General features: G+C 69.8%; 23 protein-coding genes and 1 tRNA gene. 9 read left to right on the forward strand and 15 right to left on the reverse strand.

The window, feature by feature from the left end; translation table 11 throughout:
• Window positions 1-52 precede the first annotated feature (52 nt).
• Genes ACWEMY_RS07330 through ACWEMY_RS07350 form a run of 5 tightly spaced genes read left to right on the forward strand, consistent with a single transcriptional unit; the run spans window position 53 to window position 8,031 of the window.
• Window positions 53-1,936: a protein kinase domain-containing protein gene (locus ACWEMY_RS07330; protein ID WP_452389265.1), complete on the forward strand. Its 1,884-nt coding sequence runs from the start codon at window positions 53-55 to the stop codon at window positions 1,934-1,936.
• A 55-nt stretch (window positions 1,937-1,991) separates the two neighbouring features.
• Complete coding sequence (locus ACWEMY_RS07335) at window positions 1,992-3,158, forward strand: DUF7373 family lipoprotein (protein WP_452389266.1); 1,167 nt, start codon at window positions 1,992-1,994, stop codon at window positions 3,156-3,158.
• Between the two features lie 17 nt (window positions 3,159-3,175).
• A complete protein-coding gene (locus ACWEMY_RS07340; RefSeq protein WP_452389267.1) occupies window positions 3,176-5,032 on the forward strand; it encodes a serine/threonine-protein kinase in 1,857 nt (618 codons plus the stop codon).
• Window positions 5,029-6,939 carry a protein kinase domain-containing protein gene (locus tag ACWEMY_RS07345; RefSeq protein ID WP_452389268.1) on the forward strand — a complete coding sequence of 637 codons (1,911 nt, stop codon included), beginning with the start codon at window positions 5,029-5,031 and terminating at the stop codon, window positions 6,937-6,939. Before ACWEMY_RS07340 ends, ACWEMY_RS07345 begins: the two co-directional genes overlap by 4 nt.
• A gap of 48 nt (window positions 6,940-6,987) precedes the next feature.
• Entirely contained in the window at window positions 6,988-8,031 is a 1,044-nt protein-coding gene (locus tag ACWEMY_RS07350; RefSeq protein ID WP_452389269.1) for a Gfo/Idh/MocA family protein, read from the forward strand.
• A gap of 8 nt (window positions 8,032-8,039) precedes the next feature.
• Here the strand turns inward: ACWEMY_RS07350 and ACWEMY_RS07355 are convergent, their stop codons facing one another.
• The 4 genes from ACWEMY_RS07355 to ACWEMY_RS07370 all read right to left on the reverse strand — a co-directional run bounded on the left by ACWEMY_RS07355 (window position 8,040) and on the right by ACWEMY_RS07370 (window position 11,471).
• A complete protein-coding gene (locus ACWEMY_RS07355; RefSeq protein WP_452389270.1) occupies window positions 8,040-8,387 on the reverse strand; it encodes an ArsR/SmtB family transcription factor in 348 nt (115 codons plus the stop codon).
• A 49-nt stretch (window positions 8,388-8,436) separates the two neighbouring features.
• The gene (locus ACWEMY_RS07360) at window positions 8,437-8,808 is read right to left on the reverse strand and encodes a hypothetical protein (RefSeq protein WP_278260818.1); all 372 of its coding nucleotides are present in this window, start codon (window positions 8,806-8,808) and stop codon (window positions 8,437-8,439) included.
• A gap of 194 nt (window positions 8,809-9,002) precedes the next feature.
• A complete protein-coding gene (locus tag ACWEMY_RS07365) occupies window positions 9,003-10,538 on the reverse strand; it encodes a Rieske 2Fe-2S domain-containing protein (protein ID WP_452389271.1) in 1,536 nt (511 codons plus the stop codon).
• 42 nt (window positions 10,539-10,580) lie between these two features.
• Window positions 10,581-11,471 (reverse strand): hypothetical protein, encoded by an 891-nt coding sequence (locus tag ACWEMY_RS07370; protein ID WP_452389272.1) that lies wholly within the window; start codon window positions 11,469-11,471, stop codon window positions 10,581-10,583.
• A 201-nt stretch (window positions 11,472-11,672) separates the two neighbouring features.
• On the opposite strand from ACWEMY_RS07370, the gene ACWEMY_RS07375 reads away from it, so the two are divergent.
• On the forward strand, window positions 11,673-12,428 hold the full coding sequence (locus ACWEMY_RS07375; protein ID WP_452389273.1) for a lysophospholipid acyltransferase family protein: 756 nt from the start codon (window positions 11,673-11,675) through the stop codon (window positions 12,426-12,428).
• Between the two features lie 10 nt (window positions 12,429-12,438).
• On the opposite strand, the gene ACWEMY_RS07380 is transcribed toward ACWEMY_RS07375, so the two are convergent.
• A complete protein-coding gene (locus ACWEMY_RS07380; protein ID WP_452389274.1) occupies window positions 12,439-12,861 on the reverse strand; it encodes a hypothetical protein in 423 nt (140 codons plus the stop codon).
• Between the two features lie 231 nt (window positions 12,862-13,092).
• On the opposite strand from ACWEMY_RS07380, the gene ACWEMY_RS07385 reads away from it, so the two are divergent.
• Window positions 13,093-13,165: transfer RNA gene (locus tag ACWEMY_RS07385), tRNA-Gly, on the forward strand.
• Between the two features lie 23 nt (window positions 13,166-13,188).
• Here ACWEMY_RS07385 and ACWEMY_RS07390 read toward each other — a convergent pair.
• Entirely contained in the window at window positions 13,189-14,601 is a 1,413-nt protein-coding gene (locus tag ACWEMY_RS07390) for a lipase maturation factor family protein (protein ID WP_452389275.1), read from the reverse strand.
• 55 nt (window positions 14,602-14,656) lie between these two features.
• Window positions 14,657-15,343 carry a histone deacetylase gene (locus tag ACWEMY_RS07395; RefSeq protein WP_452389276.1) on the reverse strand — a complete coding sequence of 229 codons (687 nt, stop codon included), beginning with the start codon at window positions 15,341-15,343 and terminating at the stop codon, window positions 14,657-14,659.
• A gap of 110 nt (window positions 15,344-15,453) precedes the next feature.
• Between ACWEMY_RS07395 and ACWEMY_RS07400 the strand changes: the two genes are divergently transcribed.
• The gene (locus ACWEMY_RS07400; RefSeq protein ID WP_452389277.1) at window positions 15,454-16,089 is read left to right on the forward strand and encodes a DUF6636 domain-containing protein; all 636 of its coding nucleotides are present in this window, start codon (window positions 15,454-15,456) and stop codon (window positions 16,087-16,089) included.
• Window positions 16,090-16,293: 204 nt separating this feature from the next.
• On the opposite strand, the gene ACWEMY_RS07405 is transcribed toward ACWEMY_RS07400, so the two are convergent.
• From ACWEMY_RS07405 to ACWEMY_RS07420, 4 genes are all read right to left on the reverse strand, one after another.
• Window positions 16,294-18,546, reverse strand: coding sequence for a heavy metal translocating P-type ATPase (locus ACWEMY_RS07405; RefSeq protein WP_452389278.1), 2,253 nt, complete (start codon window positions 18,544-18,546; stop codon window positions 16,294-16,296).
• Window positions 18,547-18,610: 64 nt separating this feature from the next.
• Window positions 18,611-19,528 (reverse strand): hypothetical protein, encoded by a 918-nt coding sequence (locus ACWEMY_RS07410; RefSeq protein ID WP_452389279.1) that lies wholly within the window; start codon window positions 19,526-19,528, stop codon window positions 18,611-18,613.
• A 19-nt stretch (window positions 19,529-19,547) separates the two neighbouring features.
• Entirely contained in the window at window positions 19,548-19,751 is a 204-nt protein-coding gene (locus tag ACWEMY_RS07415) for a heavy-metal-associated domain-containing protein (RefSeq protein WP_375932389.1), read from the reverse strand.
• 55 nt (window positions 19,752-19,806) lie between these two features.
• Complete coding sequence (locus ACWEMY_RS07420; RefSeq protein ID WP_452389280.1) at window positions 19,807-21,210, reverse strand: MFS transporter; 1,404 nt, start codon at window positions 21,208-21,210, stop codon at window positions 19,807-19,809.
• A 255-nt stretch (window positions 21,211-21,465) separates the two neighbouring features.
• Between ACWEMY_RS07420 and ACWEMY_RS07425 the strand changes: the two genes are divergently transcribed.
• Entirely contained in the window at window positions 21,466-22,146 is a 681-nt protein-coding gene (locus tag ACWEMY_RS07425; protein WP_452389281.1) for a hypothetical protein, read from the forward strand.
• Between the two features lie 15 nt (window positions 22,147-22,161).
• Here ACWEMY_RS07425 and ACWEMY_RS07430 read toward each other — a convergent pair whose 3' ends face one another.
• From ACWEMY_RS07430 to ACWEMY_RS07445, 4 genes are read right to left on the reverse strand one after another with little or no spacing between them, the layout of a single operon-like run.
• Complete coding sequence (locus ACWEMY_RS07430; RefSeq protein ID WP_452389282.1) at window positions 22,162-22,836, reverse strand: sterol desaturase family protein; 675 nt, start codon at window positions 22,834-22,836, stop codon at window positions 22,162-22,164.
• A gap of 39 nt (window positions 22,837-22,875) precedes the next feature.
• On the reverse strand, window positions 22,876-23,667 hold the full coding sequence (locus ACWEMY_RS07435; RefSeq protein ID WP_452389283.1) for a FadR/GntR family transcriptional regulator: 792 nt from the start codon (window positions 23,665-23,667) through the stop codon (window positions 22,876-22,878).
• Between the two features lie 52 nt (window positions 23,668-23,719).
• The gene (locus ACWEMY_RS07440; protein WP_452389284.1) at window positions 23,720-24,355 is read right to left on the reverse strand and encodes a hypothetical protein; all 636 of its coding nucleotides are present in this window, start codon (window positions 24,353-24,355) and stop codon (window positions 23,720-23,722) included.
• Complete coding sequence (locus tag ACWEMY_RS07445; RefSeq protein ID WP_452389285.1) at window positions 24,352-26,022, reverse strand: ABC transporter family substrate-binding protein; 1,671 nt, start codon at window positions 26,020-26,022, stop codon at window positions 24,352-24,354. The genes ACWEMY_RS07440 and ACWEMY_RS07445 overlap by 4 nt, the downstream gene beginning before the upstream one ends.
• Window positions 26,023-26,036: the final 14 nt, after the last annotated feature.

Here is a 26,036-nt window from a genome sequence, read left to right on the forward strand (position 1 = left end):
GCCGCGCCGGGATGCTAGGTTGCTGGCGACCAGGAGTGGGGGAGTTACCGCGATGATCGAGCCGTTGTCGCCGACCGAGTCAGCGGTGATCGGCCGCTACCGCATCCGCGGGGTGCTCGGCGCGGGTGGGATGGGCCGGGTGCTGCTGGCCACCGGGCCGGACGGCCGTTTCGTGGCGATCAAGCAGATCCACGCGCACCTGCTCGACGACCGCGAGTTCCGCGCGCGCTTCGAACGCGAGGTCGCGATCTCGGCGCGCGTGTCGGGCGCGTTCACCGCCGCCGTGGTCGACTTCGACACCGCGAGCGAATCACCCTGGCTGGCTTCGGTGTTCATTCCGGGCGTGCCGCTGGATAAAGCGGTCCGCGAGCTGGGCCCACTGCCCGTACCTGCCCTGCGCACCCTCGCCTCCGGCCTGGCCTCGGCTCTGCATTCGATCCACAGCGCGGGCTTGGTGCACCGGGATCTCAAGCCCGCCAACGTGATTCTGGCCGCCGACGGCCCCCGCGTGATCGACTTCGGTATCGCCCAGGCGGCCGGGCTCGGCTCCGCCCCGCTCACCGAGGTGGGCGCGGTCGTCGGCTCGCCCGCGTACATGTCCCCGGAGCAGGCCAACAGCGCCCCGGTCACCTCGGCCAGCGATGTCTTCTCCCTTGGCTCGCTGCTGTGCATGGCCGCGACCGGCACCAGCCCCTTCGCCGCCACCTCCGCGCCCTACACCCTGTTCAATATCGTGCACAGCGAACCGCAGCTCGACCAGGTCCCCGAGCCGCTGCGCGAACTGATCGCGGGCTGCCTGCGCAAAGACCCCCGCGCCCGGCCGACGCCCGCCCAGATCCTCGACTATCTCGGTGTCCTCCCGGTCCAGGCCCAGCCGTGGCCCGCGCCCGTGCATACCCAGATCGCCGAGCAGACCAGGAATCTGGTCGCGCTGACCTCCGATCCCGAAGCGACCCAGATCATTCCGGCGAACCTGGCGACCCCGCACCCGGGCTCGATGGCGCCCGCGCAGCCGGTCCGCAAGCGGCGCACCGGAATACGGATCGGCATCGCCGCGACGGTCGCGGTGATCCTGGCGGGCGCGCTGACCGCGGTGGTCCTGCGCGGTGGCGACGACCCGAAGCCGCCGGCCGAAGTCACCGCCACCCTCCCCGCTCTCGACCAGTTGCGCGGCACCGACACCTGCGACTGGGTCCGCGACGCGCTCGGCGAGACCTTGCCCGCCGATGTCGCCGCCAAGGCCGCCACCTCGGTCGCCGCCTGGCGCTGGCAGATGACCTCGAGCTGGGGCTGCGACGCCAGCTCCGGCGGCGCCCGCCTCGCCGTCGAAATCGGCGCGGCCACCGAGGCTTTCACGGCAGGCGCCGAGGTGGTCAACGGCTATGCCATCGCCCGTCGCGGCGAGGACTGCGCGTTCGCCGTCGACGGTGGCGCCGGCGGACATCGGTGGGGCATCACCGTCGACACCTTCACCCGCGCGGACTGCGCCCTCGCCGAGCACACCGTCGACCGCCTCACCGCCGCCCTCGCCACCCTGGCCCCCGCGCCCGCCGCGCAGGCTTCCCTGTCCACGGTCGACCCGTGCGCCCTGATCGACACCGCCACCCTCGGCGCGCCCACCTCACAGTCGGCCCACACGTGCGAATGGCGCGGGGAGACCACCGTGCGGATCGTGCTGTCCCAGCCGCAGCGGTCGCAGACCTCGATCGAGGAGAAGGTGATCGATATCGGCGACGGCGTGCTGGTCGAGGACGAGACCTTCGCGTCGATGAACCTCCACGAATGCCGCCGGGTCCACCGCTTCCGCAATGTCGGGCAGACCTACCGCGAGATCGTCGAGGTCTTGGTCTCCGACCCGGACGAGACCACCGGCGCCCTGTGCAAGGTCGCCGATCCGCTCATGCGCCAGGCCGTCGGCCGGTTGCCCGCGCGGTAGCCGCGGCGAATGCCCAGGTGATAGGTTCACCGCAGAGTTCGGGGAGGGATTGTTCGTGCGTCATCCGTCGCGCTGCCTGGCGGTGGCGCTCTCGCTCACAGTGCTGTTCGCCGCGGGATGTGGGGACGAGCCCGTCGTCCCCGATCACGGTGACTACGCCCTGACCCCGATTCCCGGCGATTTCGACGACCTGCCCAGCCGCGTGCGCGGATCGCTGGTGGAATCGGCGCGCATCGGCGAGCGCGTGCTGTTCGCCGACCGGATCGATCCCGAGTTCACCATGGGTCGCGGCGGCGGGGTGGTCGTCGGGGTACGCGGGGTCGACGATCTGCTCTCCGGCGTGCAGAAGACCGCGCTGGGCCCGTTCGACGTGCTGGCCGGTTTCGGCGCCATCGGCGGCAACGGCTACGTCGACGACGAGCAGCGCGACGCGTTCCTGTCCATCACCATCCTGTCGCTGCCCGACGCGGGCCAGGCCACCGCGGCCGCGCAGGCGATGGCCGCCGCCGACTTCACCGCCAATACCGAGAACGCACCCCTGGTGCTGCCGGAGTTCCCCGCCGCGCTCAGTCACTGGCGTCCCGGCGTGCCCACCGCGGGCAGCTGGCTGGTGTGGCAGAACCTGGTCATCCGGCTGTACGCGAAGATCATCGAGCCGAACCCGGAACAGCTCACCGACCTGCTCGCGCGCACCTACCGCGCGCAACTGGCCGAGCTGGCGAACTTCGTGCCCACCCCGGCCGCCGAGCTCGCGAACCTGCGCCTGGACAGCGACCATCTGCTGACCCGCACGCTCAAGACCGGCGAATACTGGCCCGACCGCTGGGATTTCATGCTCTACGGCCCCCGCGCCTACGCCCTGCTGCTCGACAAACCCGCTGCCCGGATGCGCGAATTCGAGGCGGCCTCGATGGACGCGGTGGCGGTGTCGGACAACAAGTTCCTGCACCGCGCCGGTGACGAGCCCGCCGCGACGGCCTTCGCCGAGACCGAACGCCGGTCGCTGCTGGCCGCCGACTACTCGGCCATGCGGGGTGTGCCCGGGGTCGACGGGATCGACTGCTACCGGGCGGCCCGGCCGAATCCGACCAGCAACTCGGCCCGGCGCTTCGCCTGTCTGGTGTGGCACGGCGAGTTCGTGGTGCGGCTCTACAGCAACCAGGAAGACGACGTCCGCCGTCAGGCCGTCGCGCAGTTCGCGCTGCTCGGCGGGCAGTGGTGAGTACAGGGGGTGCGGGCATGAAACCGCTGACCGCGCAGGATCCGGTCCAGCTGGGCCGCTACCGCCTGCTGGCCGTGATCGGCAAGGGTGGGATGGGCCAGGTGCTGCTGGGCCAGGGGCCCGACGGGCGGCTGGTGGCGGTGAAGCAGATCCATCGCCAGTTCACCGGCAATCCGGAGTTCCGGGCCAGGTTCCGGCGCGAGGTGCTCGCCTCCCAGCAGGTCACCGGCGCCTACACCGCGGGCGTGGTCGATCACGACGCCGACTCCGAGACACCGTGGCTCGCTTCGGAGTACATCGCCGGTCCGGCCCTGCAGGACATGATCGCCGAGTTCGGCAAGCTGACGGTGAGCGGTCTCAAGCTGCTGGCCACCGGCCTGGCCATGGCCCTGCTCGAGATCCATCGCACCGGCCTGGTGCACCGCGATCTCAAGCCGGGCAATGTGCTGCTCACCAACGACGGCCCCCGGGTGATCGATTTCGGTATCGCCCGCGCCCTCGAGGACGATCTCGCCCTCACCACCACCGGCACCGTCCTCGGTTCGCCCGCGTACATGTCGCCCGAGCAGGCCGAATGCCGCCCGCTCACCGCCGCGTCGGACGTGTTCGCGGTCGGGGCGATCCTGGCCATGGCCGCCACCGGTGTCAGCCCCTTCGACGCGCCTTCGACGCCGCAGGTGCTCTACAACGTCCTCTACAGCGCCCCCGACACCAGCGCCGTCCCGCCGCCGGTGCGCGTGATCGTCGACGCCTGCCTGGCGAAGGACCCGGCCGCGCGTCCCACCCCCGAGCAACTGCTCGACCTGGCGGGCCGGATCGAGGCCGAACCGGTGTGGCCGGTGCGCATCCGCAGGCGGATCGCCGAATCCCACGCCGAGGCGGCGCGCTGGGCCGACGGCACCGCGCAGACCGAACCGCAGGCGCCCGCTCCGCCGAAACGGCTCTGGCCGCGCCTGGTCCCGGTCGCCGCGGTGGTCTCCGCCCTGACCCTGGTCGCCATCGCGGTCTGCGGTCTCGGCACCGACGGCACCGCGGTGGCGATGGACGACCCGCCCCTGGCCCTGACACCCGAGGAGACCCGCGGGCTCGACATCTGCGCCCTGCTGAAACCCGATGTCATCGGCGAAATCGGTACCGCGGTGGGCGAACTCGTGCCCGGCGGCGTGACGGGGTGCCACATCTACTACCTCGAGCCGTCCGGCCGCAAGATCTACCTGGGCCTGGAGACCGGGGTGCCGGTCGCCGAGTCGACATCCAACAAGCAGTCGATGGGCTCGACGATCAACTGGATGCCGGTCCTCGGCCGTCATCGCGAGGCCCGCAACTGTGATCGCATCGTGGTCGCCCAGAGCGGTGTGCCGCTGGCTCTCACCATGAGCGCGACTGTCAACGAGGGCGACGGCTGCCCGGCCGCCGAACGGGCGCTGGCCGCGGTGGTCCGACGCCTGGCGGTGAATCCGCCGCTGCGCGATGACCCACCGGGCTCGGTCCTCGCCCTCGACGCCTGCTCACTGATCGACATCGCGGTCACCCGCCCGATCGTCGGCGACCCGGTGCGCGAGCGCACCCCGCACGGTTGCGCGGCGACCGGGCGCGAGGGCTACTTCGCCGTCAGCATGGACGAGCGCACGCGACCCGACAATGTGGTCGGCGGCAAGGCCCGCCCGACCAGGACGATCGCCGGGCGCGAGGTCTTCGTCGACCACGAGTCGGCGAACTACTGCGAGCTGTTGGTCATGGTCCGCCCGACCCGCGACGACCGCGCCGAACAGGTCCGCGCCACCTACTACTCGTATCTGCCGCAGCCACCCGACACCTGCGACACCGCCGCCACCCTGCTCGCCCCCGCTCTCGCGAAGTTGCCGACCTCATGACGATCCAGCCTCCCGGCCCCGGCGAGCCCGGCACCATCGGCCGCTACCGGGTGCTCGGCGCCCTCGATTCCGCACCCGGCTTCCACGCGGTCCTGGCCGCCGGTCCCGACAATTCCCTGGTCGTGGTCCAGCAGGCGCAGCGCGAACTGCTCGGCGAGCCGGACTTCCGGGTCCGGTTGCGGCACAGTGCCGTTGCCGCGATGCGGGTGTCCGGTGCGCACAACACCACCGTGATCGATGTCGACGCCGATGCCGAAAAGCCTTGGCTGGCCTCGGTGTTCGTGCCGGGCGTGCGGCTCGACCAGGCCGTCGCCGAACACGGCCCGCTGCCGGTCCCCGCCGTCCGCGCGCTGGCGGCCTCGCTGGCCTCGGCGCTGCGCGCGGTGCACGGCGCGGGCCTGGTCCACCGGCGGTTGCGGGCCGACTCGGTGCTGCTGTCGGCCGATCGCGGACGGCTCGGCGAGATCGGCATCACCCCCGTGAACGGGCCGTCGACCACCGAGACCACCCTCGGCACACCGGAGTTCCTGGCGCCGGAACAGGCGCTCGGTCTCGAGATCACCCCGGCCGCCGATGTCTTCGCGCTCGGCTCGGTGCTGGCCTTCGCGGCCTCGGGCGTCACCCCGTTCGCCGCGCCGTCGGTGCCCTACACCCTGTTCAATATCGCCCAGCGCGAGCCCGACCTGAGCCGAGTGCCCGAGCCGCTGTTCGAGATGCTCGCGGCCTGTCTGCGCAAGGACCCGGCCGCGCGCCCCACTCCCGGACAGATCCTGGAGTATCTCGGCGGCGAACCGAGCGGTCCGCCGCCGTGGCCCGCCCCGGTCCTCGACGATATCGGCCGCCGCGAACACGAGATCGCGGCCCTGCTGGCCGCACTGCCACCGCTCACCCCCGCCGAACCCGAGCCAGCGCGCCCGCTCCCCGAACGGCTGACCGCCGCGGCCGCCGCGACCAAGGAATTCGGCAGGCGCGCAGTGTTTTCCACGCGCCGTCGCTGGGGTGCCGCGAGTCCGCGCGCCCGGATCGGCACCGCGCTCGGCGTGGTGACCCTGCTGCTGGCCGTCGCGGGCATCACCGCCTTCGCGACCCGCGAACAACCCCCGGTCACCAGCCTGACCGTGGCCCAACTGCGCCAGATCGACGCGTGTGCCTGGCTCACCACCGCCATCGGCGACGCGGTGCCCGTCGCCCCGGCCGCGCTGCCCGCCGACACCTGGAAACTGGAACCGAGCTCGACCTGGGGCTGCCTGGCCGGCTCCGGAAAATACGGCATCACCCTGGAACTGGGCCAGAAGAACCAGTACCTCACCCCGCAGGTGAACCTCGTCGACGGTGTCGCGGTGATCAACGGCAGCTCGGCCACCTGCTCCAGGGTCATCGCGAGCCCGGGTGACGACGCCGCCACCGGCATCGCCATCGGCCTCAACGAACCGGGCTCGGCGGGGGAGTGCGCCGGGCTCGACTACCTGGCCGCGAATATCGCGCGCACACTGAGCGCCGCGCCGCGCGCCGGGGACCGCGAGGGTCCGCTGTCCACTCTCGAACCGTGCGCACTGCTCGACCGGGACTTCGTCGCCGGGAAGATCGGCGCCCTGGCCGTCGCGCCGACCATCGCCGACGCGCACACCTGCCAGTGGGACGCGCGCCTGCGCGTCAGCGTGAAACTGCTGCGCACCAGCATGCTCACCACGGGCAGCGGTGTGCGGCCCGGCGAGGTCGACGGTCTGACGATGTTCGACGACAAGACCAGCTCCAGGGCCATCTGCACCCGCGCCTACCTGGTGCCCGACGCGGGCACCGAGTCGATCGAAGTCGCCGTCCACGGCATCGACGGCCTGCGTGAGGACTACTGCCCGATCGCCGCGAGCGTGCTGCGTCACGTGGTGGACCAGCTGCCCGACCGCTGAGCCGCTGGGGGATACTCGACCGGCGATGACCACCACGAAGGGACAGCGATGGACCAGCTCGGGGTAGCGATAGTCGGATACGGCCTGGCCGGCTCGGTGTTCCACGCACCGTTGATCGCGGCCGAACCGCGGCTGCGGGTGGCCTCGGTGGTCACCTCGTCGGCGGAACGGGCCGCGCGGGCCCGCGCCGACCATCCCGGCGTGCGCGTCTGGTCGAGTGCCGAGGAAATGCTCGCCGAGGACGAGGACGCCGACCTCGCGGTGATCGCCACCCCCAACCGCACCCACGCGTCCCTGGCGCGCAAGGCGCTGGCCGCCGGTCTGCCGGTGGTGGTGGACAAGCCCTTCGCCGTCACCGCCGACGACGCGCAGGAGGTGGTCGACGCCGCCGAGAAGGCCGGTCTGCCGCTGAGTGTGTTCCAGAACCGCCGCTGGGACAACGACTTCCTGACCGTGCGTGGCCTGCTCGACGCGGGCGAGCTCGGTGAGGTGCGCCGGTTCGAGTCGCGCTTCGAACGCTGGCGCCCCGCGGTCAAGGGCGGCTGGCGTGAAGTCGGCACCGCCGAGGACGGCGCGGGCATACTGTTCGACCTCGGCTCCCATCTGGTGGACCAGGCGCTGACCCTGTTCGGCCCGGTCGTCGAGGTCTACGCCGAACTCGACCGCCGCCGCCCCGGCGTCGAGACCGACGACGACGCCTTCATCGCCCTCACCCACGCCCAGGGCACGCGCTCACAGCTGTGGATGAGTGCCATTGCCCCGCAACTGGGCCCACGCCTGCGGGTGCTGGGCTCCACCAACGGCTACACCGTCTCCGGCCTCGACCCACAGGAAGCCGCCCTGCGGGCCGGTCGTCGCCCGGACGACGGAAAACCTTGGGGCACGGTCGAACCCGAGTCCTGGGGCACCTTCGGCGCGGGCGATGACCTGCGCACCGTCCCCACCCTGCCCGGCGACTACCCCGCCTTCTACGCGGGTATGGCCGCGACCCTGCTCGACGGCGCCCCGGTGCCGGTCGACCCGCTCGACGCCGTCGAAACTCTGCGCATCCTGGAATACGCGCGCCACGTCGCGGGCGGACCCGAGGACTGAGGCGTCGCTCAGCGCGCGGTGCTCACCGGCACAGCCGGACCGAGCGCCTCGACCTGGACCGCGACCACGCTGGTCAGGATGCCGCGCGCCACCGCGAGCAGCTCGGCGACCTGCGGCGAGGTGAGCGCGTAGGTCACGGTGAGCCCCTCCCTGCGGGCGGTGACCAGGCCCGCGCGGCGCAGCACCGCCAATTGCTGGGAGAGGTTCGCGGCCTCCACACCCACCTCGGGCAGGATCTCCGAGACGGCGTGCTCGCGCCTGCTCAGCAGCTCGAGCACGCGGATGCGCACGGGGTGCCCGAGGGTTTTGAAGAAGTCGGCCTTCATCTGATAGAGCGGCCGCTGTGTCCCGGGCATGTCACCGAGCCTAGTTGAAACCGTCTGTGGGGCGGGATGATACGAGCGTCTAGATCTCGAGCTCGGCGTCGATGTCGGCCAGCCGCCTGCGCGCCAGGGCGAGATTGCCGCGGGTGCGGTCCAGCGCGAGGTAGAGGAACAGGCCCTTGGCCCGGCGCGCCTGCGTGGGCCGGATCAGGTGGTACTGCCCGCCGAGGGTGATGAGCACGTCCTCGACCTCCTGCTCGAGCCCGAGCTGCTCCATCGTGCGCATCTTGGCGCGCAGGACCTCGGTATTGCCCGCCGCCGCGACCTGCAGGTCCAGGTTCTTCGACCCGCCGATGGTGCCGAGCGTCATGCCGCTGGTGTAGTCGACGACGCAGGCCCCCAGCGCCCCGTCCAGCAGCATCATTTCCTTGAGTGCAACGTCCATGTCCGCCATGGTTTTTCCTCTCGCATCAGATCCTGTTGACCCTCGGGAGTGACGTTAGCGAGACCGGCGGCCCGCAGTAGCCGAATCGTTACGGAATTTTCCGAAGATCGGCAGTTTGCAAGTTATGCAAACAGCGAAGGCGGTGGCCGCGGACGCGAAAACGGGCGAGACGTAAGCCGTCTCGCCCGTTCGGGATCGGTGGGTCAGAGTTTGCGCGAGCGCAGTTCGTGGCCCTTGGAGGTCTTGCAGCGGCCCGATTCCAGGTCCCACTGCCAGCCGTGCAGGTTGCAGGTGAGGTTGTTGCCCTCCACCACACCGAATTTCGACAGATCGGCCTTCAGGTGCGGGCAGCGACGCTGCACCTCCCAGCCGTCGAGGTCGATCACCGCGGAGTCGTCGTGCGCCTCGGAGAACCAGCCGTCGGCGTAGGCGATGCGCTCGTCGGTCAGGCACTTGAAGAAGGTGTAGAGGAACTCGTTGTAGCCACCGATGCGCCACGCCTGGAAACGGGTGGACAGGAAGATGGTGTTCACCCAGTCCGGCTCGTTGTCGCGCAGCACGGTGCGCACCAGCTCGGGCGCGATGCGGAAGCCGTAGCGGTAGCGGCCCTCGCCCTCGACGGGCAGCCGCACGGTGCGGTGCGGGAAGTCCAGCACGATGGTCTCGTCGCCGATCACCAGGCCCACCGGGTAGCCGATGCCGTCGCTGATCAGCGCGCTCTGCTTCATGATCGGCTCGAACAGCTCACGCAGCGGTTCCAGCAGCGAGCCCTCGCCGGTCTCCCAGGACGCCTTCTCCGCGGCCAGCACCGGCGCGAACCGCTGCGCCATCTCGGCGATGTAGGCGGCCTTGTCGCCGTAGACGCGATCGGGGTCGAACGGATGCTCCAGGTCCAGCTCCGCGCCGCGCACATCGGCCACCGAACCCGGGATCATCAGGATTCCGCCGGCGTTGCCGTGGATCTCCATCTGCTCGAGGAACACCATCTGATCAGGGAAGATGTTGCCCTCGTCGCCGCGGTCGTCGTTGAGGTAGCGCAGTTCCTCGTCCAGGAACACCGGCGGACCGGCCGAGGGCACCACCCAGGTGGCGCCGACCTGCTCGATGTAGGAGCGGGCGCGGTCCATGCCGCGCTGCCGCTTCTGCTTGCCGAAATTGGCCTTGGTGCGCGCCGGGATGTCGTAGACGGCCGGGTACCAGATGGCGCCGGAGTACTGCAGCAGGTGGATGTCGATGTGGCCGAACGCGTCGTGGATGACGTCCATGTCCACCGGGCGCGCGTCGTTCATGTTGAAACAGGTGGTCTCGCCGTCGGAGACGAGGATGCCCGAGTCGCCGATCGGGCCGTCGGCGGGCGCGCGCAGGGCCACGATCATGATGTCGAGCGAGCCCTTGGGCCCGGTGATCGTGTGCTTGACCGAGTCCTGGGTCTCGAAGAAGTCGGTGAAGCCCAGCGCCTCGAGCTCACGGCGCAGATCCGGCACCGGGTAGTCCGGCAGCAGGATGGTCGCGTCCTTGTTGACGTACTTGCTCAGGTGCGCGGCGTCGAAGTGGTCGCGGTGCAGGTGCGACACGTAGAGGTAGTCGACATCGCCGAGCGACTCCCAGTCGAGCTGCGAGTTGTCCGGGAACGGGAACCACGAGGCGAAATACGCGGGATTGACCCATGGATCGCACAGGATCGTCCCGGCCGTGGTTCGGATATGGAAGCCTGCGTGTCCGACGCTGGTGATCTGCACGAGCTGTTTCCTCCTACCAGTACCAGCCAACCAGGGTAGTGGCTAAATCGTTACGTCACCGATGCAGTAGCCCTCGGCGGTCGGAACGAGGGTGAATGTCCGATTTCTCGTCTCCCCCGTCGCGGTGGTCACGGGAACGTGAACCGCCAGGTAGTCGCCACGAACCTGCTCGGATCGTAGCTCTTCGGCGGCGTAGGAGGTGACATTGCCTACTTTGCCCGAGTCGCCTGTCAAGGGGGGTGCTGTGGGGTTGCCGGTGCCCGTGGGGTCCCAGGTCGCGGGATCGGCCTTGCAGGTCAGCGGGTGAGATGCTTCGATGTCGGCCGGATCGAGCGGTTTGCCGGTGGCGCGCGCGAGGTAGCGGCGCACGGTGTGGCGGGCGTCGGCGTCGTCGTAACCGGGCTCGACGCCCGCGGCGAACACCCGCCCGCAGGCGTAACCCGAGGCTACGGACTCACGGTCCACGGTCACCGTGGTGGTGCCCGACTGCCAGGTCACCGTGTCGGCGGTGGCGGTGCCGGGGTTGCTCAGGGCGGTCAGCACGCTCTGCGGGTCGGCGTACATCTCGGCGACGGTGCGCGGCGGGATCGTCCAGCACTTGGTCTGGAGTTCGGCGACGGTGCCGGTGCGCAGGTCGGCGGCCCAGCGGCGCACGGCGGTGACGGCCTCCGGCTCACCGGCGACCGCCCCGACCTGCGGCGCGTCGGCAGGCAGCGGTGCGGTGGTGGTGCCGTTCGGGGCCGGTTCCCCCGGCGCGATCGGCGCGGGGGCCGGTGCGGTGGTCGTCGTCGTGGTCTCGTCCTGGACCGGATCGCCTGGGATACCGGACACCGAATCGCATCCGGCGACCAGCGCCGCGGTGACGGTCAGCCCCGCGACCAGCGCGAAGGCGCGACGGGGGCGGGCCGGGACGGGCAGTTGAGCGCGTTGCACTGCGACGTTCCTCATTCCTAGGTCGTGGCACCCGCGTACCGAGCACGGGCGGTGACTGTCGGGGCGAGCGAACTCGCCGGGGGTAGGCCGGTGTGCGCGAACCGAATTCGGCACCCGAGGCATCGCCGCGATCCTACGGGGAGTTCCGGCGGCGGCGGCGACCTGCCGCGAGCGGCGATCGGCGACTACGCTAGCGGACTTGTGGAACCCGTCTACCGGTCGATCATCGGCCTGGCCCGAACCGTCTTCTTCCTCGAAGGTCTGAAGTTCACTGTCGAGGGCGCGGAGAACATCCCCGCGTCCGGCGGTGCCGTGGTGGCGATCAACCACACCGGCTACATGGACTTCACCTACGCGGGACTGCCCGCGCGCACACCTGGTCGCTACATCAGGTTCATGGCCAAGAAGGAGGTGTTCGACAACAGCATCTCCGGCCCGATCATGCGCGCCCTCAAGCACATCCCCGTCGACCGCACCGCCGGTGCCGACTCCTACGAATCGGCCGTGCAGTACCTGCGCGACGGCGAACTCGTCGGCGTGTATCCCGAAGCCACCATCAGCCGCAGCTTCGAGATCAAGGAATTCAAGTCCGGCGCGGCCCGGATGGCCCTGGAAGCCGACGTGCCAATCATCCCGATCGTCATCTGGGGCGCCCAGCGGGTGTGGACCAAGGGCTTCCCCAAGCGCCTCGGCCGCACCAACACCCCCATCTCCATCGCCGTCGGCGCCCCCATCCACCCCTACGAACCCGCCGCCGACCTCACCACCGAACTCCGCACCACCATGCAGTCCCTGCTCGCCCACCTGCAGGAGTCCTACGTCCACGAACCCGGCGCCTACTGGGTCCCCCGCCGCCTCGGCGGCACCGCCCCCACCCTCGAGGAAGCCACCGCCCTCGACAACGCCGAAGCCGCCGAACGCCAGGCCCGCAAGGCCGCGAAGAACCCCGACGCCTGATCCCACGCACTCAGTTCATGGTCAGCACCCAAGAGCCGTTGCAGCCTCGACGGGTGTTGAGGTTGGCGTCGTAGACCCAGTTGAAGACGATCGGAGGGTTGGTGCGGACGTTCCAGCGGCCCGAGGGGGACTTCACCACCTTTCCGCTGCGGGTGAGGACGCCGACGTCGTCGTGGCGGAAGGTCCAGGAACCCTTGCTGGTGGGGTAGTTGAGGCGCAGCCGGACGGTGTCGGAGCGGTGGTTCTGGACGACGAGGCAGGAGCCGGGGTTGGCGACGTCGATCGCGTAGTCGGCGAAGTCGCCGTCCTCCACGTTCTCGCCGCTGTCGGTGAATTCCACCGGATCGGTGAAATCGGCGTGGGCCGGGCCGGTGCCCAGGATGGTTACCGTGGTCACAGCGATCGCCGCCGCGATCGTTGTCAGAGTCTTCATGCGATTGCCTTCCGTGGTGGCCGGCAGGGGTCGCCGGACTGGGAAAACTCTGTGCCACAGACGTTTCCGCCTTCTTGTCGCAGGTTTAAGGCGCGGCTGGCGGACGCCGGATCTCACCGTCGGGCCGATCCGGTTGTGCGCACGGATTTCGTGTTTCCGGGGGGCACACGCTAATGTTTCTTCTCGCACGGCGAAGCCCCCGGCGATCCCGGACAGGACCTCGCGGTGCATGCGGATGTAGCGCAGCTGGTAGCGCATCACCTTGCCAAGGTGAGGGTCGCGAGTTCGAATCTCGTCATCCGCTCAGCGAGAAAAGCCCGGTCGACATCATGTCGCCGGGCTTTTCTGCTGTCCGATCGGCGGCAGGAACTGGCCGATCAGGGTGCGGCGCCACCAGACGCCTTCGCCGAACAGCTCGGCGGGGGAGCTGAAGTGGTACTCGTAGAGGCGGGCGCGCAGGTAGGTGGGCGGGGTGTCGGGGAACGGGCAGTGGCGCAGCAGGCGCAGGGTGTCGGGGTCGTTGCGCAGCAGGCGCCGGGCCAGCGGCAGCGCCCAGGAGCGCGCGTAGGACGGCGACAGCGCGGCGAACCACATCAGCCAGTCCAGCCGCAGGTGGTAGGGCGCCCACTGGCGGGGGCGGCGCTTCGGGTCGCCCGGTTTGCCCTTGAACTCGTATTCGCGCCAGACCGTGTCGGCGGTGAGGTGGGTGTCGGCGGTGCCCTCGAAGACGATCTCGTGTCGCACGCGGGTGATGTCACCGAAGGCGCCATAGGTGTTGACCAGGTGCAACGGCTCGAATGAGGCGTTCATGGCCTGCCGTGGCGAGAGCAGATTGACCAGCGGCCGGTAGCTGAGCACCAGGACCAGCGCGAGATAGGCGAACACCGCGACGGTGAACCAGGTGGGCGTGGCCGGGGCCGTTGAATGGGGTCCGGCGGCCACGGCGGTGCAGGCCAGTAGCAGCGTCACCCAGTTCAGCCAGGAGAAATTGCCCGACAGCACCAGCCACAGCTGTGTCACGACGATGATGCCCGCCGCCACGCTCGCGACCGGCTGCGGCGCGAACAGCCCGAACGGCACCACGAGCTGGGCCACGTGATTGGCCGCGGCCTCCACCCGGTGCAGCGGGCGGGGCAGATGGTGGAAGAACCAGCTCAGCGGGCCGGGCATCGGCTGGGTCTCGTGGTGGTAGTACAGGCAGGTCAGCTTGCGCCAGCACGGGTCGCCGCGCAGTTTGATCAGCCCGGCACCGAACTCCACCCGGAACAGCAGCCAGCGCGCGGCCAGCAGCACCAGCAGTGGTGGCGCCACGCTGTCATTGCCCAGGAAGATCGCCAGGAAACCGGCCTCGAGCAGCAGCGATTCCCAGCCGAACGCGTACCAGAGCTGGCCCACGTTCACGATCGACAGATACAGCGCCCACAGCGCGAACCACAGCAGCATCGATGCCCACAGCGGCACCAGATCCGCCAGCCCCAGCGCGACAGCCACCGCCAGCGCCGCCCCCGTCCAGGCGACGACGGCGAAGAAGCGATCGGAATAGTGCAGCTGGAAAAGACTCGGTGACCGCCGGAACGGGGTGCGCGCCAGATAGCGCGGGATCGGCAGCATGCCGCGCTCGCCGAGCAGCGCGCGGAACTGCCACGCCGCACCGACGAAGGCGACGACGTAGATCACCGCCAGGCCGCGCTGGAAGATCAGCCTGCCCAGCCAGTATTCGGATGCCGCGAACCACTCCATGACGGTGCTCCCTCGGCCTCCCTGACGGGCTACCCGATGCTCGCCCCGCGAAACGTCAGGACAGGTCGAGGCCCTTTCCGTCGGTCAGGGCGGCGCGCAGTTCCGGTTCGGTCCAATGGGTCGCGATCCCGGGCAGGACCGCCAGGTACCGGACGATCCGTTCGGTGTCCCAGCCGTGCGCGGCGCGCAGCCCGTCGGCGATCATGGCGAGATAGCGCGCGCTGGGACGTTGCGGCACAACGGTTTCCGGATGCCACGGCGCGGTGAAGGTGAGCACGGGAATCTCCTCGACGGTGCCCGCGTGCAGCACGGTCTCGTACCGGCCGGGCCCGAGCCGCACCGTGCCGTCGGCCAGCACCGGCGCCGGGTCGAAATCGGTGCCGGGCCGCCGGTACATCTCCTGGGCGAGCAGGTCGCCGAACTGGCCGACGGTGAGCAGGTAGCCGCGCGCCGCGACCCCGGTCGGCCAGCCCGTGGCGGGCCGGTCGGTGTAGAAGGCGACGCCCCCGGTCCAGACCGGGCTCTGCCAGGCGAAATACAGGCTCCCCGGCAGGGTGAGCGGGGCGATGGCCGCCGGTGGGGTGCGGTCGCGGAACCCTGGATAGTGGTGCGCGGTGGCCGGTGGGGTGCCGCCGAGGCGGTAGTAGTCGAACCGCGCGGTATGCGTGTTCGAGCCATACGCGGCGTACCAGACGTAGCGGGTCACTGCCTCACCTCCGGGCGCGGTGAATGCGTTCGTCACTCGATTCTCCGTCGAGCGACCGAGCAGTGCTACCGGCGGGGACGTAACGACGAACCCCCTTGTTCGCGATTCCACTGTGAGTCGGGATCTCAACCAGCGGAGATGATTTCATGCGAGCAACGATCATGATGGCGGCTGTGGTGGCACTGACCGGGGTGCTCGCCGCCTGCGGTCCCGAGCAGGGTTCGAGCGCGCCGAGCACCGTCGCCCAGCCCTCCGGCGCTCCGGGCACCGCCCAGCCGTCCAGCGCACCGGATTCAGGCTCACCCGGCTCCGCGACATCGGACAGCCCGGACCCGACGGTCGTACCGCCGGACAGCCCCGCGCCTGTCGACAGCCGCTTCACCCCCGTCGACGCGGGCAAGTATCGGCTCGACGACAGCTACTTCTTCCAGTCGCCCACCGGGAACATCAAGTGCGGCATCCTCGCCTACGCCCCCAACGGCGTCGGCTGCCAGCTCGCCCAGACGAACCACATCACGCCCAAGCTGCCGAACTGCACCGACGCCCCCAACCGCAAGGTCGCCGCGCACCTGTACGCGGGCAAGTCGGAACTGCTGTGCACCAGCCAGGGCATCTTCGTCGGCATCCCACAGGACGGCTCGGCAGCAGGCGGCGTGGTCCTGAACTACGGCGAATCCCTCACGGTCGACGGCTACACCTGCGCCTCGTCCTCCCAGGGCGTCCGCTGCACTGCCGGTGACCACGGATTCGCGATCTCGGTCGACGACCAACACACCTTCTGACGCCAAGGAAACGAATTCGCGGCACGGGCGGCCGAGGCTCCGGATCCGGAGCCGTACCGGTTGACAATCGGTGAGCATCGCGAGTCCATCAGCGGATTCCTCGGCATGATCGACCCCGAGACCGGCTACATCGAATGAATCGGCCCGCGTAGATGCGCCGGTTGAGGGGCAGCGGGTGACCGGCTGCCCCTCAACGTGTGGAACCTAGTGTGCCGTCGACTTGAAGCGGCGTAGGCGCAGGCTGTTGCTCACCACGAAGACCGAGCTGAACGCCATGGCGGCGCCGGCCAGCATCGGGTTGAGCAGGCCCGCCATGGCCAGGGGGATGGCGGCCACGTTGTAGGCGAAGGCCCAGAACAGATTGCCCTTGATGGTGGCCAGGGTGCGCCGCGACAGGCGGATGGCGTCGGCGGCGGCGCGCAGGTCGCCGCGGACCAGGGTGAGGTCGCTGGCCTCGATGGCGACGTCGGTGCCGGTGCCCATGGACAGGCCCAGGTCGGCCTGGGCCAGGGCGGCCGCGTCGTTGACGCCGTCACCGACCATGGCCACGACCTTGCCCTCAGCCTGTAGGCGCTTGACCGTGTCGACCTTGTCCTGCGGCAGCACCTCGGCGATCACCTCGTCGATGCCGACCTCGGCGCCGATGGTGCGGGCCGCGCGGGCATTGTCGCCGGTGAGGAGGATCGGGGTCAGGCCGAGCTCGCGGAACTGGGCGATGGCCTGCGCCGAGGTCGGTTTCACCGCGTCGGCGACGACGAGCACGCCGCGTGCCTTGCCGTCCCAGCCGATCGCGACCGCGGTGCGGCCCGCCGATTCGGCCTCCGCCATGGCGGCGGTGAGGGTGTCGTCGAGCGGCTGCGACCAGTCGGCCAGCAGCCGGGCCCGGCCGACGACCACCGCGTGCCCGTCCACCACACCCTGCACACCCAGGCCCTCGATATTGGCGAAGCCCTCGACGGCGGGCAGCGTGCCCACCTCGTCCTGCGCGCCCTTGGCGATCGCCTGCGCGATCGGGTGCTCCGACGAATGTTCCAGCGCCCCGGCCAGTTCCAGCACCCGCTCGCGCTGTTCGCCCACCGCGGGCAGCACGTCGAGCAGGGTCATCTTGCCGGTGGTGACGGTGCCGGTCTTGTCCAGCACGATGGTGTCGACCTCGCGGGTCGATTCCAGCACCTCGGGCCCCTTGATCAGGATGCCCAGTTGCGCGCCGCGCCCGGTGCCGACCATGAGCGCGGTCGGGGTGGCCAGGCCGAGGGCGCACGGGCAGGCGATGATGAGCACCGCGACGCCCGCGGTGAACGCGGCCGCCACGGAACCGCCGGTGCCCAGCCAGAAGCCGAGCGTGGCCACGGCCAGCGCGATGACGATCGGCACGAAGATCCCGGAGATCTTGTCGGCCAGCCGCTGTGCCTTGGCCTTGCCGGTCTGCGCGTCCTCGACCAGTTGCGCCATCTGCGCGAGCTGGGTGTCGGCGCCGATCCTGGTGGCGCGCACCACGAGCCGTCCGCCGACGTTCACCGTGGCACCGGTGACGGCATCGTCGACGCCGACCTCCACCGGCACCGACTCACCGGTCAGCATGGACGCGTCGACCGCCGAACTGCCCTCGGTGACCACACCGTCGGTGGCGATCTTCTCGCCCGGACGCACCACGAACTCGTCACCGACGGCCAACTGCTCCACCGGAATCCGCGTCTCCACGCCGCCGCGCAGCACCGCCACCTCCTTGGCGCCGAGCTCCAGCAGCGCCCGCAGCGCCGCCCCGGCCCGCCGCTTGGACCGGGCCTCGAAGTAGCGCCCGGCCAGGATGAACGTGGTGACGCCCGCGGCCGCTTCCAGGTAGATGCTGCCGGTGCCGTCCATCCGCGCGATGGTGAATTCGAACGGGTGGGTCATGCCGGGTGTGCCCGCGGTGCCCCAGAACAGCGCGTACAGCGACCAGCCGAACGCGGCGAGAGTGCCCATCGACACCAGCGTGTCCATGGTGGCGGTGCCGTGCTTCAGGTTGGTCCACGCCGCGCGGTGGAACGGCAGCGCGCCCCACACCACCACCGGCGCGGCCAGCGTCAGCGACAGCCACTGCCAGTTGGTGAACTGCAGGGCCGGGATCATCGCCATGGCGATCACCGGGACGGTGAGCACCAGCGAGACCAGCAGGCGGGTGCGCAGGGAGGCGGTCGGGTCGGGTTCGGTGACGTCGTCGGTGGGCTCGGCCTGCTTCGGCGCGGGCAGTGCCGCGGTGTAACCGGCCTGCTCGACGGTGGCGATCAGGTCGTCGGGGGAGACCTCGCCGGTGAAGTCGACGCGCGCCTTCTCGGTGGCGTAGTTGACCGTGGCGGTGACCCCGTCGAGCTTGTTGAGCTTCTTCTCGATCCGGTTGGCGCAGGAAGCGCAGGTCATGCCACCGATCACCAGTTCTACCTGGCCGGTGCCCGGTGGGTGTGTCACGGCGGTCATGGGGTGCTCCGATCGTTTCCTGATATCGATTCTTGCTGAACGATTGCTCGGGGGTGGTGCGGGGTCAGTGGCCGTGGCCGGGGGTGCCGTGGTCGTCGGGTGCGCTGGTCGGCGCGGTGTCCGGCTGGGCGACCCGCACGGTGAACTCGGCCGTGCGCACCACGCCCTCGTGCTGGAAGTCCAGGAACAGGCGGTAGTCGCCCGCGCTGGGCGCGTTCACCACGAAGTCGATGCCGGGACCGGCGGGGGTGACCCCGTCACCGGGCGCGCCCTCGGGATGAACGTGCAGGTAGGCCAGGTCGGCCGCGCGCAGCGCGACCAGGTGACCGTAGGCGCCGAGGTAGGGCTGCAGGTCGGTGACCGGCTTGCCGTCGCGGCTGACCGAGAGGGTGACCTTCGAGGCCGCGCCGGGGGCGACGGTGCCGTCGAGCGTCACCGTGTAGTCGCCCACCTGCGCGGTGGTGGCGGGGGCGGGCAGCGGCTTCACGTCGTAGTTGCCGGAGACCCGCAGATCCGCGCCCAGGGTCAGGTTCTGCCCGCCCGCCGGGGTGAAGTCGGCGAAGACGCGGTAGTCACCGGCCCGGCTCAGGTTCAGCGGGACCGACCAGGTTCCGGTCTGGTCGAGCACGGGATGTACATGCTGGAATCCGGCCATGTCGCGGCGGACCACGATGAGGTGCAGGTCCTTGTCGTGGCTGGTCTGGTAGCGGGTGACCGGGGCGCCGGTGGCGTCGAGGATGCGGAAAGCGGTCGGCGCCTTGGCCGCGGTCGTGGTGTCGGGCTGGTTCAGGGCCAGCGTGTAGCCCTGATCGGTGACGAGCAGGCCGCCCGGGATCTCGCCCTCGGTGGCCGAGGCGGCGTGCTCGTCGTGCCCGGCCGGTTCGGACGGTTCCGGCCCGATCAGGGAACCGGCGGCCAGCGCGATCCCGAAGACCGCAGCGAGACCGAGCGCGAATCCGGCGAACTTGGCTGGTGCGTTCATCGGGATGCTCCGTTCCGGTTCAGTCGGCGAGTTGGAAACCGGCCGCGGTGACGGCCTCGGTCAGGGCGGTGCGCTCGGGTGCGGTGCCCTCGATGGCCACCGCGCCGGTGGCCAGGTCGACCGCGACACCGGTGACACCCGGCAGGGCGCCGACCTTGTCGCGCACCTTGGTGGTGCAGCAACCGCAGGTCATGCCCGTGACGGTGACAGTGGTGGTGCTCATGTTCGTCTCCTCGCGTGTGCTGTCGATCATTACCATACCCCCCTAGGGTACTTTGTCAATTACCGGTGCCGGAGGGGGTACGCAGGGTGGCGGCGGCGATGCCCGCGCCGGCCAGGGCGAGCACGCCCGCGCCGAGGAAGGCGGCCGAATAGCCGTCGGTCAGTGCCGTGACATCGCCCAGTTCGCCCGCTCCGTAGCCGGCCGCCAGCGCCGTCATCGCGGCCAGGCCGAGCGCGGAGCCCACCTGGTAGCTGACGTTGACGATGCCCGAGGCCAGCCCGCCCTCCTCCGGACGCGCCGCCGAGATCGCGGTGCCGAGCGAGGGGATGAAGGCCAGCGACATGCCACCCGCGGCGACCAGCGAGGCGGGCAGGACATCGACCCAGAAGTTTCCGGTCGGCCGGACCAGTGACATGACGCCCAGGCCGAGGCCGAGCACGATCAAGCCGGTGACGATCATCGGCTTGGCGCCGAACCGCTGCATGGCCCTCGGCGCCAGCACCACCATGCCGAGCATGATCAGCGTGGTCATCGGCAGCAGCGCCGCGCCCGAGGGGAACGCGCTGTAGCCGAGCACCTGCTGCAGGTACAGATTGAGGAAGAACCACATCGGCACCCAGGCGGCGGCCAGCGCGAACTGCGCGAAGTTGGCGGCGGCGAGGTTCGGTGCGCGGAAGATGCCCAGCCGCATCAGGGGTTCGGCGCGGCGCGATTGCAGCACGACGAATCCGGCCAGCAGCGCGCCCGCCACGGCCAGCACGCCGAGGGTCTGCCCCGAGGCCCACCCGGCCTCCGGCGCCTGCACGATCGCATACACCGCGGCGGCCAAACCTGCTGTCACAGTGATGGAACCGGCGATATCGATGGACCCCTTACGGGCGGGGGCGGCGGGCATGAGCAGTGGCACCGCGATCAGCGCGAGCACGGCGATCGGCACATTGATGTAGAAAACCCAAGGCCAGCTGAGGTATTCGGTGATCACGCCACCGAGGAACACGCCGGCGGTACCGCCCGCGGGTGCGGCGGCGCCGTACACGGCCAGGGCCTTGGTGAGCTCACCGGGCGATCCGCCGAACAGCATCATGAGCAAGGTCAGCGCCGAGGGTGCGATGAGCGCGGCGCCCGCGCCTTGAATCGCGCGGCCCGCCAGCTCGATTCCCACCGAGCCCGCCGCCCCCGCCAGCACCGAGCCCGCGGCCAGCACCAGCCACCCGGCCCCGAACACCCGCCGGGCACCGAGCAGATCGGACAACCGGCCGCCGAGCAGCAGCAATCCGCCGAAGGCGACGACATAGGCGTTGAACACCCATGTCAGCGACTCGGGCGTGAAGCCGAGCTCGTCGCGCATCCGCGGCAGCGCGATCCCGATGATCGAGGTGTCCATGATGACCATGAACTGTGCGGCGGCGATCGCCGCCAGCGCCCACCACCTGCGGGTGGATTTCACTTGTGTGGTCACGACTTTCGTCCTTTCGAGCGATCGAGCGCGTCGCGGCTCGTGCTCGATACCATACCCCCCTAAGGTATCTATCCGTCAAGCATCGAATTCCCCTTGTCGGTGCCGCTCCGTAGGATCGGCGCTCAGGTGACGCGCAGAGGGAGGCGGGTTGTGGGGGAGTTCTTCGAGACGTTCGTGGTGACACCACTGCGAACGGGGTGGGGGTATGCCGATCGGCACTTCCAGCCACGTGGGCTGCTGGTCGGGCGCGACGAGGTGGTCGATCAGCTGGCGGCGACCAGGACCTGGGTCGGTCTGGGGATCAATGTCGCGGTGGGGATGAATATCGCGCAGTTCTCGTTCGCGGACATGTTCGGCGACGCGGTGATGCGAACGGCGCTGGCGGCCTTGCTGATCGGGCCGATCTGCGCGCTCGTCATGGGGGTTCTGCTGCTGGTCACCTACGCTGACCTGCGCCGATCGACCGCGCGGGACCTGGTACAGCCGCTGGCCGCGATGGGCACGTTCGCGGCCGTGCTAGGCGGTCTGGCGCTCACGCCGACCGTGTTCGGGTGGCTGGCGGAGATCTCGCGGGGGTCCACGGCGGTGAAGGTGGTGCTCACGCTGATGGCGTTGGTGGGGGTGCCGCTGGGCGCGCTGTTCGTGTCGGCGTATCTGGTGCGCGGCGGATTCCTCATCGCGACGTACGCCTTCCGCGCCTCCGACGGTCACCCGCTGCTCGGTCCGATCGCGATCACGCTGACCACCTGGGCGGTGGTGGTTGTCGAGCTCGGGGACGCGAACAGTGGCTTACCGCAAGGGATTCGGCTGGTACTCGTGTTGGGCGGTGCCGTGACCGCGACGGCGCTCGCCGTGACGGAGGGGTATCGGCTGCACCGCCTGCACGGGTTCACGCTGCGCTCGGGCAGCAGGCCCTGGTTCGCCGGCGCGCGGTGAACCAGGGCGACTGTCTCAGCTCGCGTGCAGGTGGCGGGCGGTGGGGGAGGTGGGCACGGACGCCGGGTCGGGGGCGGTGCCGAGCAGGCGGTCGGCGGTGTTGGTGGTGGTGACCGTGAACCAGTAGTGCTCGTTCTTGTAGTGGTGGTGGCGGTGATTGCGCCAGACCGCCCGGTAGGCAGCGTGTTTCGGCTTGTAGTCGGTGTGGATGAGGTAGTGGGTCCACTCGTAGAGGATGCCCAGGACGGTGACCGTGAGCAGGAAGGTCAGGCCCAGTTCGAGGCGGGGGAAGGCGAGCAGGGCGATCGCCGCCAGGGCGACGATGGTGAGGGTGAGGGACTTGGGCGGGATGAAGATCAGAGGCACGTCACGCGGGTCGGTGTGATGGGCGCGGTGTTTGCGGGCCAGCTCGCTGTCGAGGGTGAGCGGGCCCAGATGCCTGGGGCGCCAGTGCAGCACGGTGACATGGATGACCCACTCGACCAGCGGGAACGCGGCCAGGACCAGCAGCGGGACGAGAGCGTCGGTGAGCTGCCAGTCACCCAGGGCGAGTCGGGCGCCGAGCACGACCACCAGGCTGGTGGCGATCATCCAGGGGGAGGGGTGGCGCAGGAACTCGCGGGCCGCGTCCCGCAGCGACAGGCTGCGCCGGATCGGGCGTGTGGCGGGGGTGGTTTCGTGCGACGACATTGTCGGACGGTTACTCGTCATGATGTTTCCTCGGGTGGATCATGCCCCGTCGAGGGCATGGATGAGGGCGGTGGTCGCCGGTCCGAGCAGCGCTCGGGCGGAATCGGCGGCCCGTTCCGGCTCGCCCGCGCTGATCGCGGCGGCCAGGTCTCGATAGGCGTCCCCATTGCCCACCTCGGCGGACATGATCGGCGCCAGGGCGGCGAGCGCGGGCTCGTAGGCCGCGCGCAGCATGGAGTACATGAGCCGGAAGGCGATCGAGTCGGCGAGATCGAGCACGTGATCCCAGAATTCGAGGGCGATCCGCTGCTGGGCGAGTGCATCCGTCTCGGCAGCGAGCGCTTCCGCTGAGTCGTGCAGCAGGACGAGCTCGCCGTCGACTCGCGCCGCGTCGTCGCGCCGCGCCGAGGCGGGCGCCGATCCGGCGGTGGGTGACGCGGGCGCGGTGTCGTGGGCCCGGCGGACTCGGGTGGCGGCGAGTTCGGCGATCTTGGGTCCGTTGTGCAGGCGCGCTTCCAGAATGCTGCGGGCGACGGTGGGGTCGATGGTGTCGCCGCGCAGGAGCAGGCGGGGCAGTACCTCCAGGCCGGCGCTGCGCCGATAGTCGAGCACGGTGGTGGCCTCGCCCTGTCGCACCGAGACCAGTCCGGCCGCGGCGAGCCGTTGCAGCGCCTCGCGCACCGCGGGCCGGGAAACCCCCAGCGCCTCGGCCAGCTGCCGCTCGCTCGGCAGCGTGCTCCCCGCCGCCAGCTCCCCACCCAGCACCTCCCCGGCGATCTGCTCGAACACATCGCCGGAAACCGATCGCTTCACCACGGGAGTCCATGCCACTCCCTGATGATCCACCTCTACAGGTAAGAGGTCAAGTGGTCAGACCAGTTGATCAGCTGGGGTCGGACCCGCGGACGGCGGAGAGCCAGGTGAACGTGGCCGCGGCGACGGTGGTGGCGCCGACGAACCCGCCGATGCCGTCGTGCACGACATAGACCCAGAGCAGGCCCATGACGGGCGCGCCGACGGCGGACTGGGTATCGAGGAGGAGCCGGCGGCCGATGCCGAAGACCGGCGGGTCGGCGGGCCGCGAGGGGTTGTCGACGAGCTTGCCGGGCGGCTCGGTGGTGCGGACCCGGCCGGAAGGGTAGAAACGCTCGTCGCCGGAGGTGATCGCGGTGCCGGTGAGTTCGAGGTCGGTGGGGGTGAGCGTGCTCAGCGCGGGCGCGTAGAACACCGGCTGCCACACCATCCGGTCACCACTGGTGATCTCCAGCCACGATCGGCTCACCAGCCGATGCTGCTGGCGCACCCGCCTGCCCCGCACCGCCCCCGCCGCCACCAGCCCGGTCGGCAGCACTCCCAGCGCCAGCCCCAGCTGATAGGCCGTGAACACCAGAATCGCCACGGCCACCACGGCGAGCGCGCTGAGCTGATCGAGATCGGCGAACGGCACCCAGGCGGCCACCACCACCAGGGCCCCGCTCGTCACCAGCAGCGGATAACTCAGCGCGCCCACCGCGTTCACTTCAGGAAGCCGACCTTGGTGTAATCGGCCGACGCTAGCCCGAACGCGCCGTAGTTGGCGAGGTTCTCGCGCGCCGCGTAGGTGCCCGACGCCTGGAACAGCGGCAGCGAATAGCCCTCGGCGAAGATCATCTGATCGGCCTGGTTGGCCAGCTCGATCGCCTTTTCCGGGTCGAGTTCGGACATGGTGCGATCGATCAGCGCGTTGAGTTCGGGCGAACCGATGCGGGCCTTGTTGCCCTGCAGGTTGTTCGGGTCATAGGCGTAGATCTGCGGCAGTGCGGTCAGCGGCAGTACGCTACCGCCCCAGCTGAACTGGGCCAGCTCGAAATTGCCCGGATCGATCACGTCCTTGAAAAGCCCCGTGCCGGGCACGGTCTGGATGTTCAGCTTCACCCCGACCGCGGCCAGATTCTGCTGCACGATCTGCGCGGTCTGCACCCAGCCGTCCTGCTGGTACATCACATCGCGCAGTTCCAGTCTGCGCCCGTCCTTCTCGCGGACATCGCCGTTGAGCTTCCAGCCCAGGTCGTCGAGCATCTTCGCCGCGGCGTCGGGGTCGAAGGAGATGGGTGCCGAATTGTCCTGGTAGCCCTTCTGTCCCAGCACGAAGATGTGGTTGTTGAGCGTCTTCGGATCGTCGACCACACCGTTCTGCGCGGCGTTGACGATGCCCTGCCGGTCGATCGCCTTGGAGATGGCGATGCGCAGTTGCGGGTCCTCCAGCAGCGAACCGGGCGCGCCGTTGAACGTGATGTGCGACCAGCTCGGCTCCGGCGTGCGCCGCAGCACCACCCCGGGCGCCTGCTTGGCGGCGGTCACGTTCTCGATGCCGGACATGTAGGCGATGTCGAGTTCGTTGTTCTGGATGGCGGGCAGCCAGGCCGAACTGTCGAGCACGCTGTAGGTGATGGTGTCGAGTTTCGGCGTGGCACCCCACCAGGAGGGGTTGCGGCTCAAGGTGATCCGGCTCTGCGTCCGGTCGATGCCGCTGACCTGGAACGGACCGGCGCTCACCGCAAGCCCGGACCGATCGCGATCGTTGAACGCGGCCGCCGACTCGGTGGTCGCCTTGGGATACAGCGGGCTGAACTGCCCCTGCCACTCGGCATAGGGCTGGGCGAAGGTGACGATCGCCTGCCGGTCGTCGACCCCGCGCTCCACCTTCTCCACCCGCTCGAACCCACTGGTCGACGACACCAGGAAGGCCGGGTCGCGGCCGCTCAGCGCGGCGGCCTGCGAGCGCAGATCCTCCCAGGTGATCGGCGTCCCGTCCGACCACACCGCCTTCGGATTGATCGTGTAGGTCACCTGCTGCGGTTCGGTGCCGGTGAGCTGGATATCGGTGAAGTAGTCGTGATTGATGGCCAGCTCACCGGCCGCGTTGCTGGTGTAGGGCGAGGGCAGCACCGGCTCGATCACATCGCCGGTGCTGTCCGTCCCGCCGTCGATCTGCAGGTAGTTGAACGTCTCCGGGAACGAACTGAGCACCAGCCGCAGATTCCCGCCGTCACGCAGATCGGCCACATCGTGCGGATTGATGTCGTTGGTACTGCCGATCGTCGCGCTGCCGGGGGTGACATCGCTGTCCGTGGAACACCCCGACAGAATCAAGCCGATCGCCACGCACGGAATGGCGAACCTGGTGCCGAGCGAGCGAATTCGCATGGTTGGTCCTTCCT

The organism is Nocardia sp. NPDC004415 (assembly GCF_053602435.1).

Coding starts and splice junctions, on each gene's coding strand:
- ACWEMY_RS07330 (WP_452389265.1), top strand. CDS start 53: ATGATCGAGCCGTTGTCGCCGACCGAGTCAGCGGTGATCGGCCGCTAC.
- ACWEMY_RS07340 (WP_452389267.1), top strand. CDS start 3,176: ATGAAACCGCTGACCGCGCAGGATCCGGTCCAGCTGGGCCGCTACCGC.
- ACWEMY_RS07345 (WP_452389268.1), top strand. CDS start 5,029: ATGACGATCCAGCCTCCCGGCCCCGGCGAGCCCGGCACCATCGGCCGC.
- ACWEMY_RS07350 (WP_452389269.1), top strand. CDS start 6,988: ATGGACCAGCTCGGGGTAGCGATAGTCGGATACGGCCTGGCCGGCTCG.
- ACWEMY_RS07355 (WP_452389270.1), bottom strand. CDS start 8,387: ATGCCCGGGACACAGCGGCCGCTCTATCAGATGAAGGCCGACTTCTTC.
- ACWEMY_RS07360 (WP_278260818.1), bottom strand. CDS start 8,808: ATGGCGGACATGGACGTTGCACTCAAGGAAATGATGCTGCTGGACGGG.
- ACWEMY_RS07380 (WP_452389274.1), bottom strand. CDS start 12,861: ATGAAGACTCTGACAACGATCGCGGCGGCGATCGCTGTGACCACGGTA.
- ACWEMY_RS07390 (WP_452389275.1), bottom strand. CDS start 14,601: ATGGAGTGGTTCGCGGCATCCGAATACTGGCTGGGCAGGCTGATCTTC.
- ACWEMY_RS07400 (WP_452389277.1), top strand. CDS start 15,454: ATGCGAGCAACGATCATGATGGCGGCTGTGGTGGCACTGACCGGGGTG.
- ACWEMY_RS07405 (WP_452389278.1), bottom strand. CDS start 18,546: ATGACCGCCGTGACACACCCACCGGGCACCGGCCAGGTAGAACTGGTG.
- ACWEMY_RS07410 (WP_452389279.1), bottom strand. CDS start 19,528: ATGAACGCACCAGCCAAGTTCGCCGGATTCGCGCTCGGTCTCGCTGCG.
- ACWEMY_RS07415 (WP_375932389.1), bottom strand. CDS start 19,751: ATGAGCACCACCACTGTCACCGTCACGGGCATGACCTGCGGTTGCTGC.
- ACWEMY_RS07430 (WP_452389282.1), bottom strand. CDS start 22,836: ATGTCGTCGCACGAAACCACCCCCGCCACACGCCCGATCCGGCGCAGC.
- ACWEMY_RS07445 (WP_452389285.1), bottom strand. CDS start 26,022: ATGCGAATTCGCTCGCTCGGCACCAGGTTCGCCATTCCGTGCGTGGCG.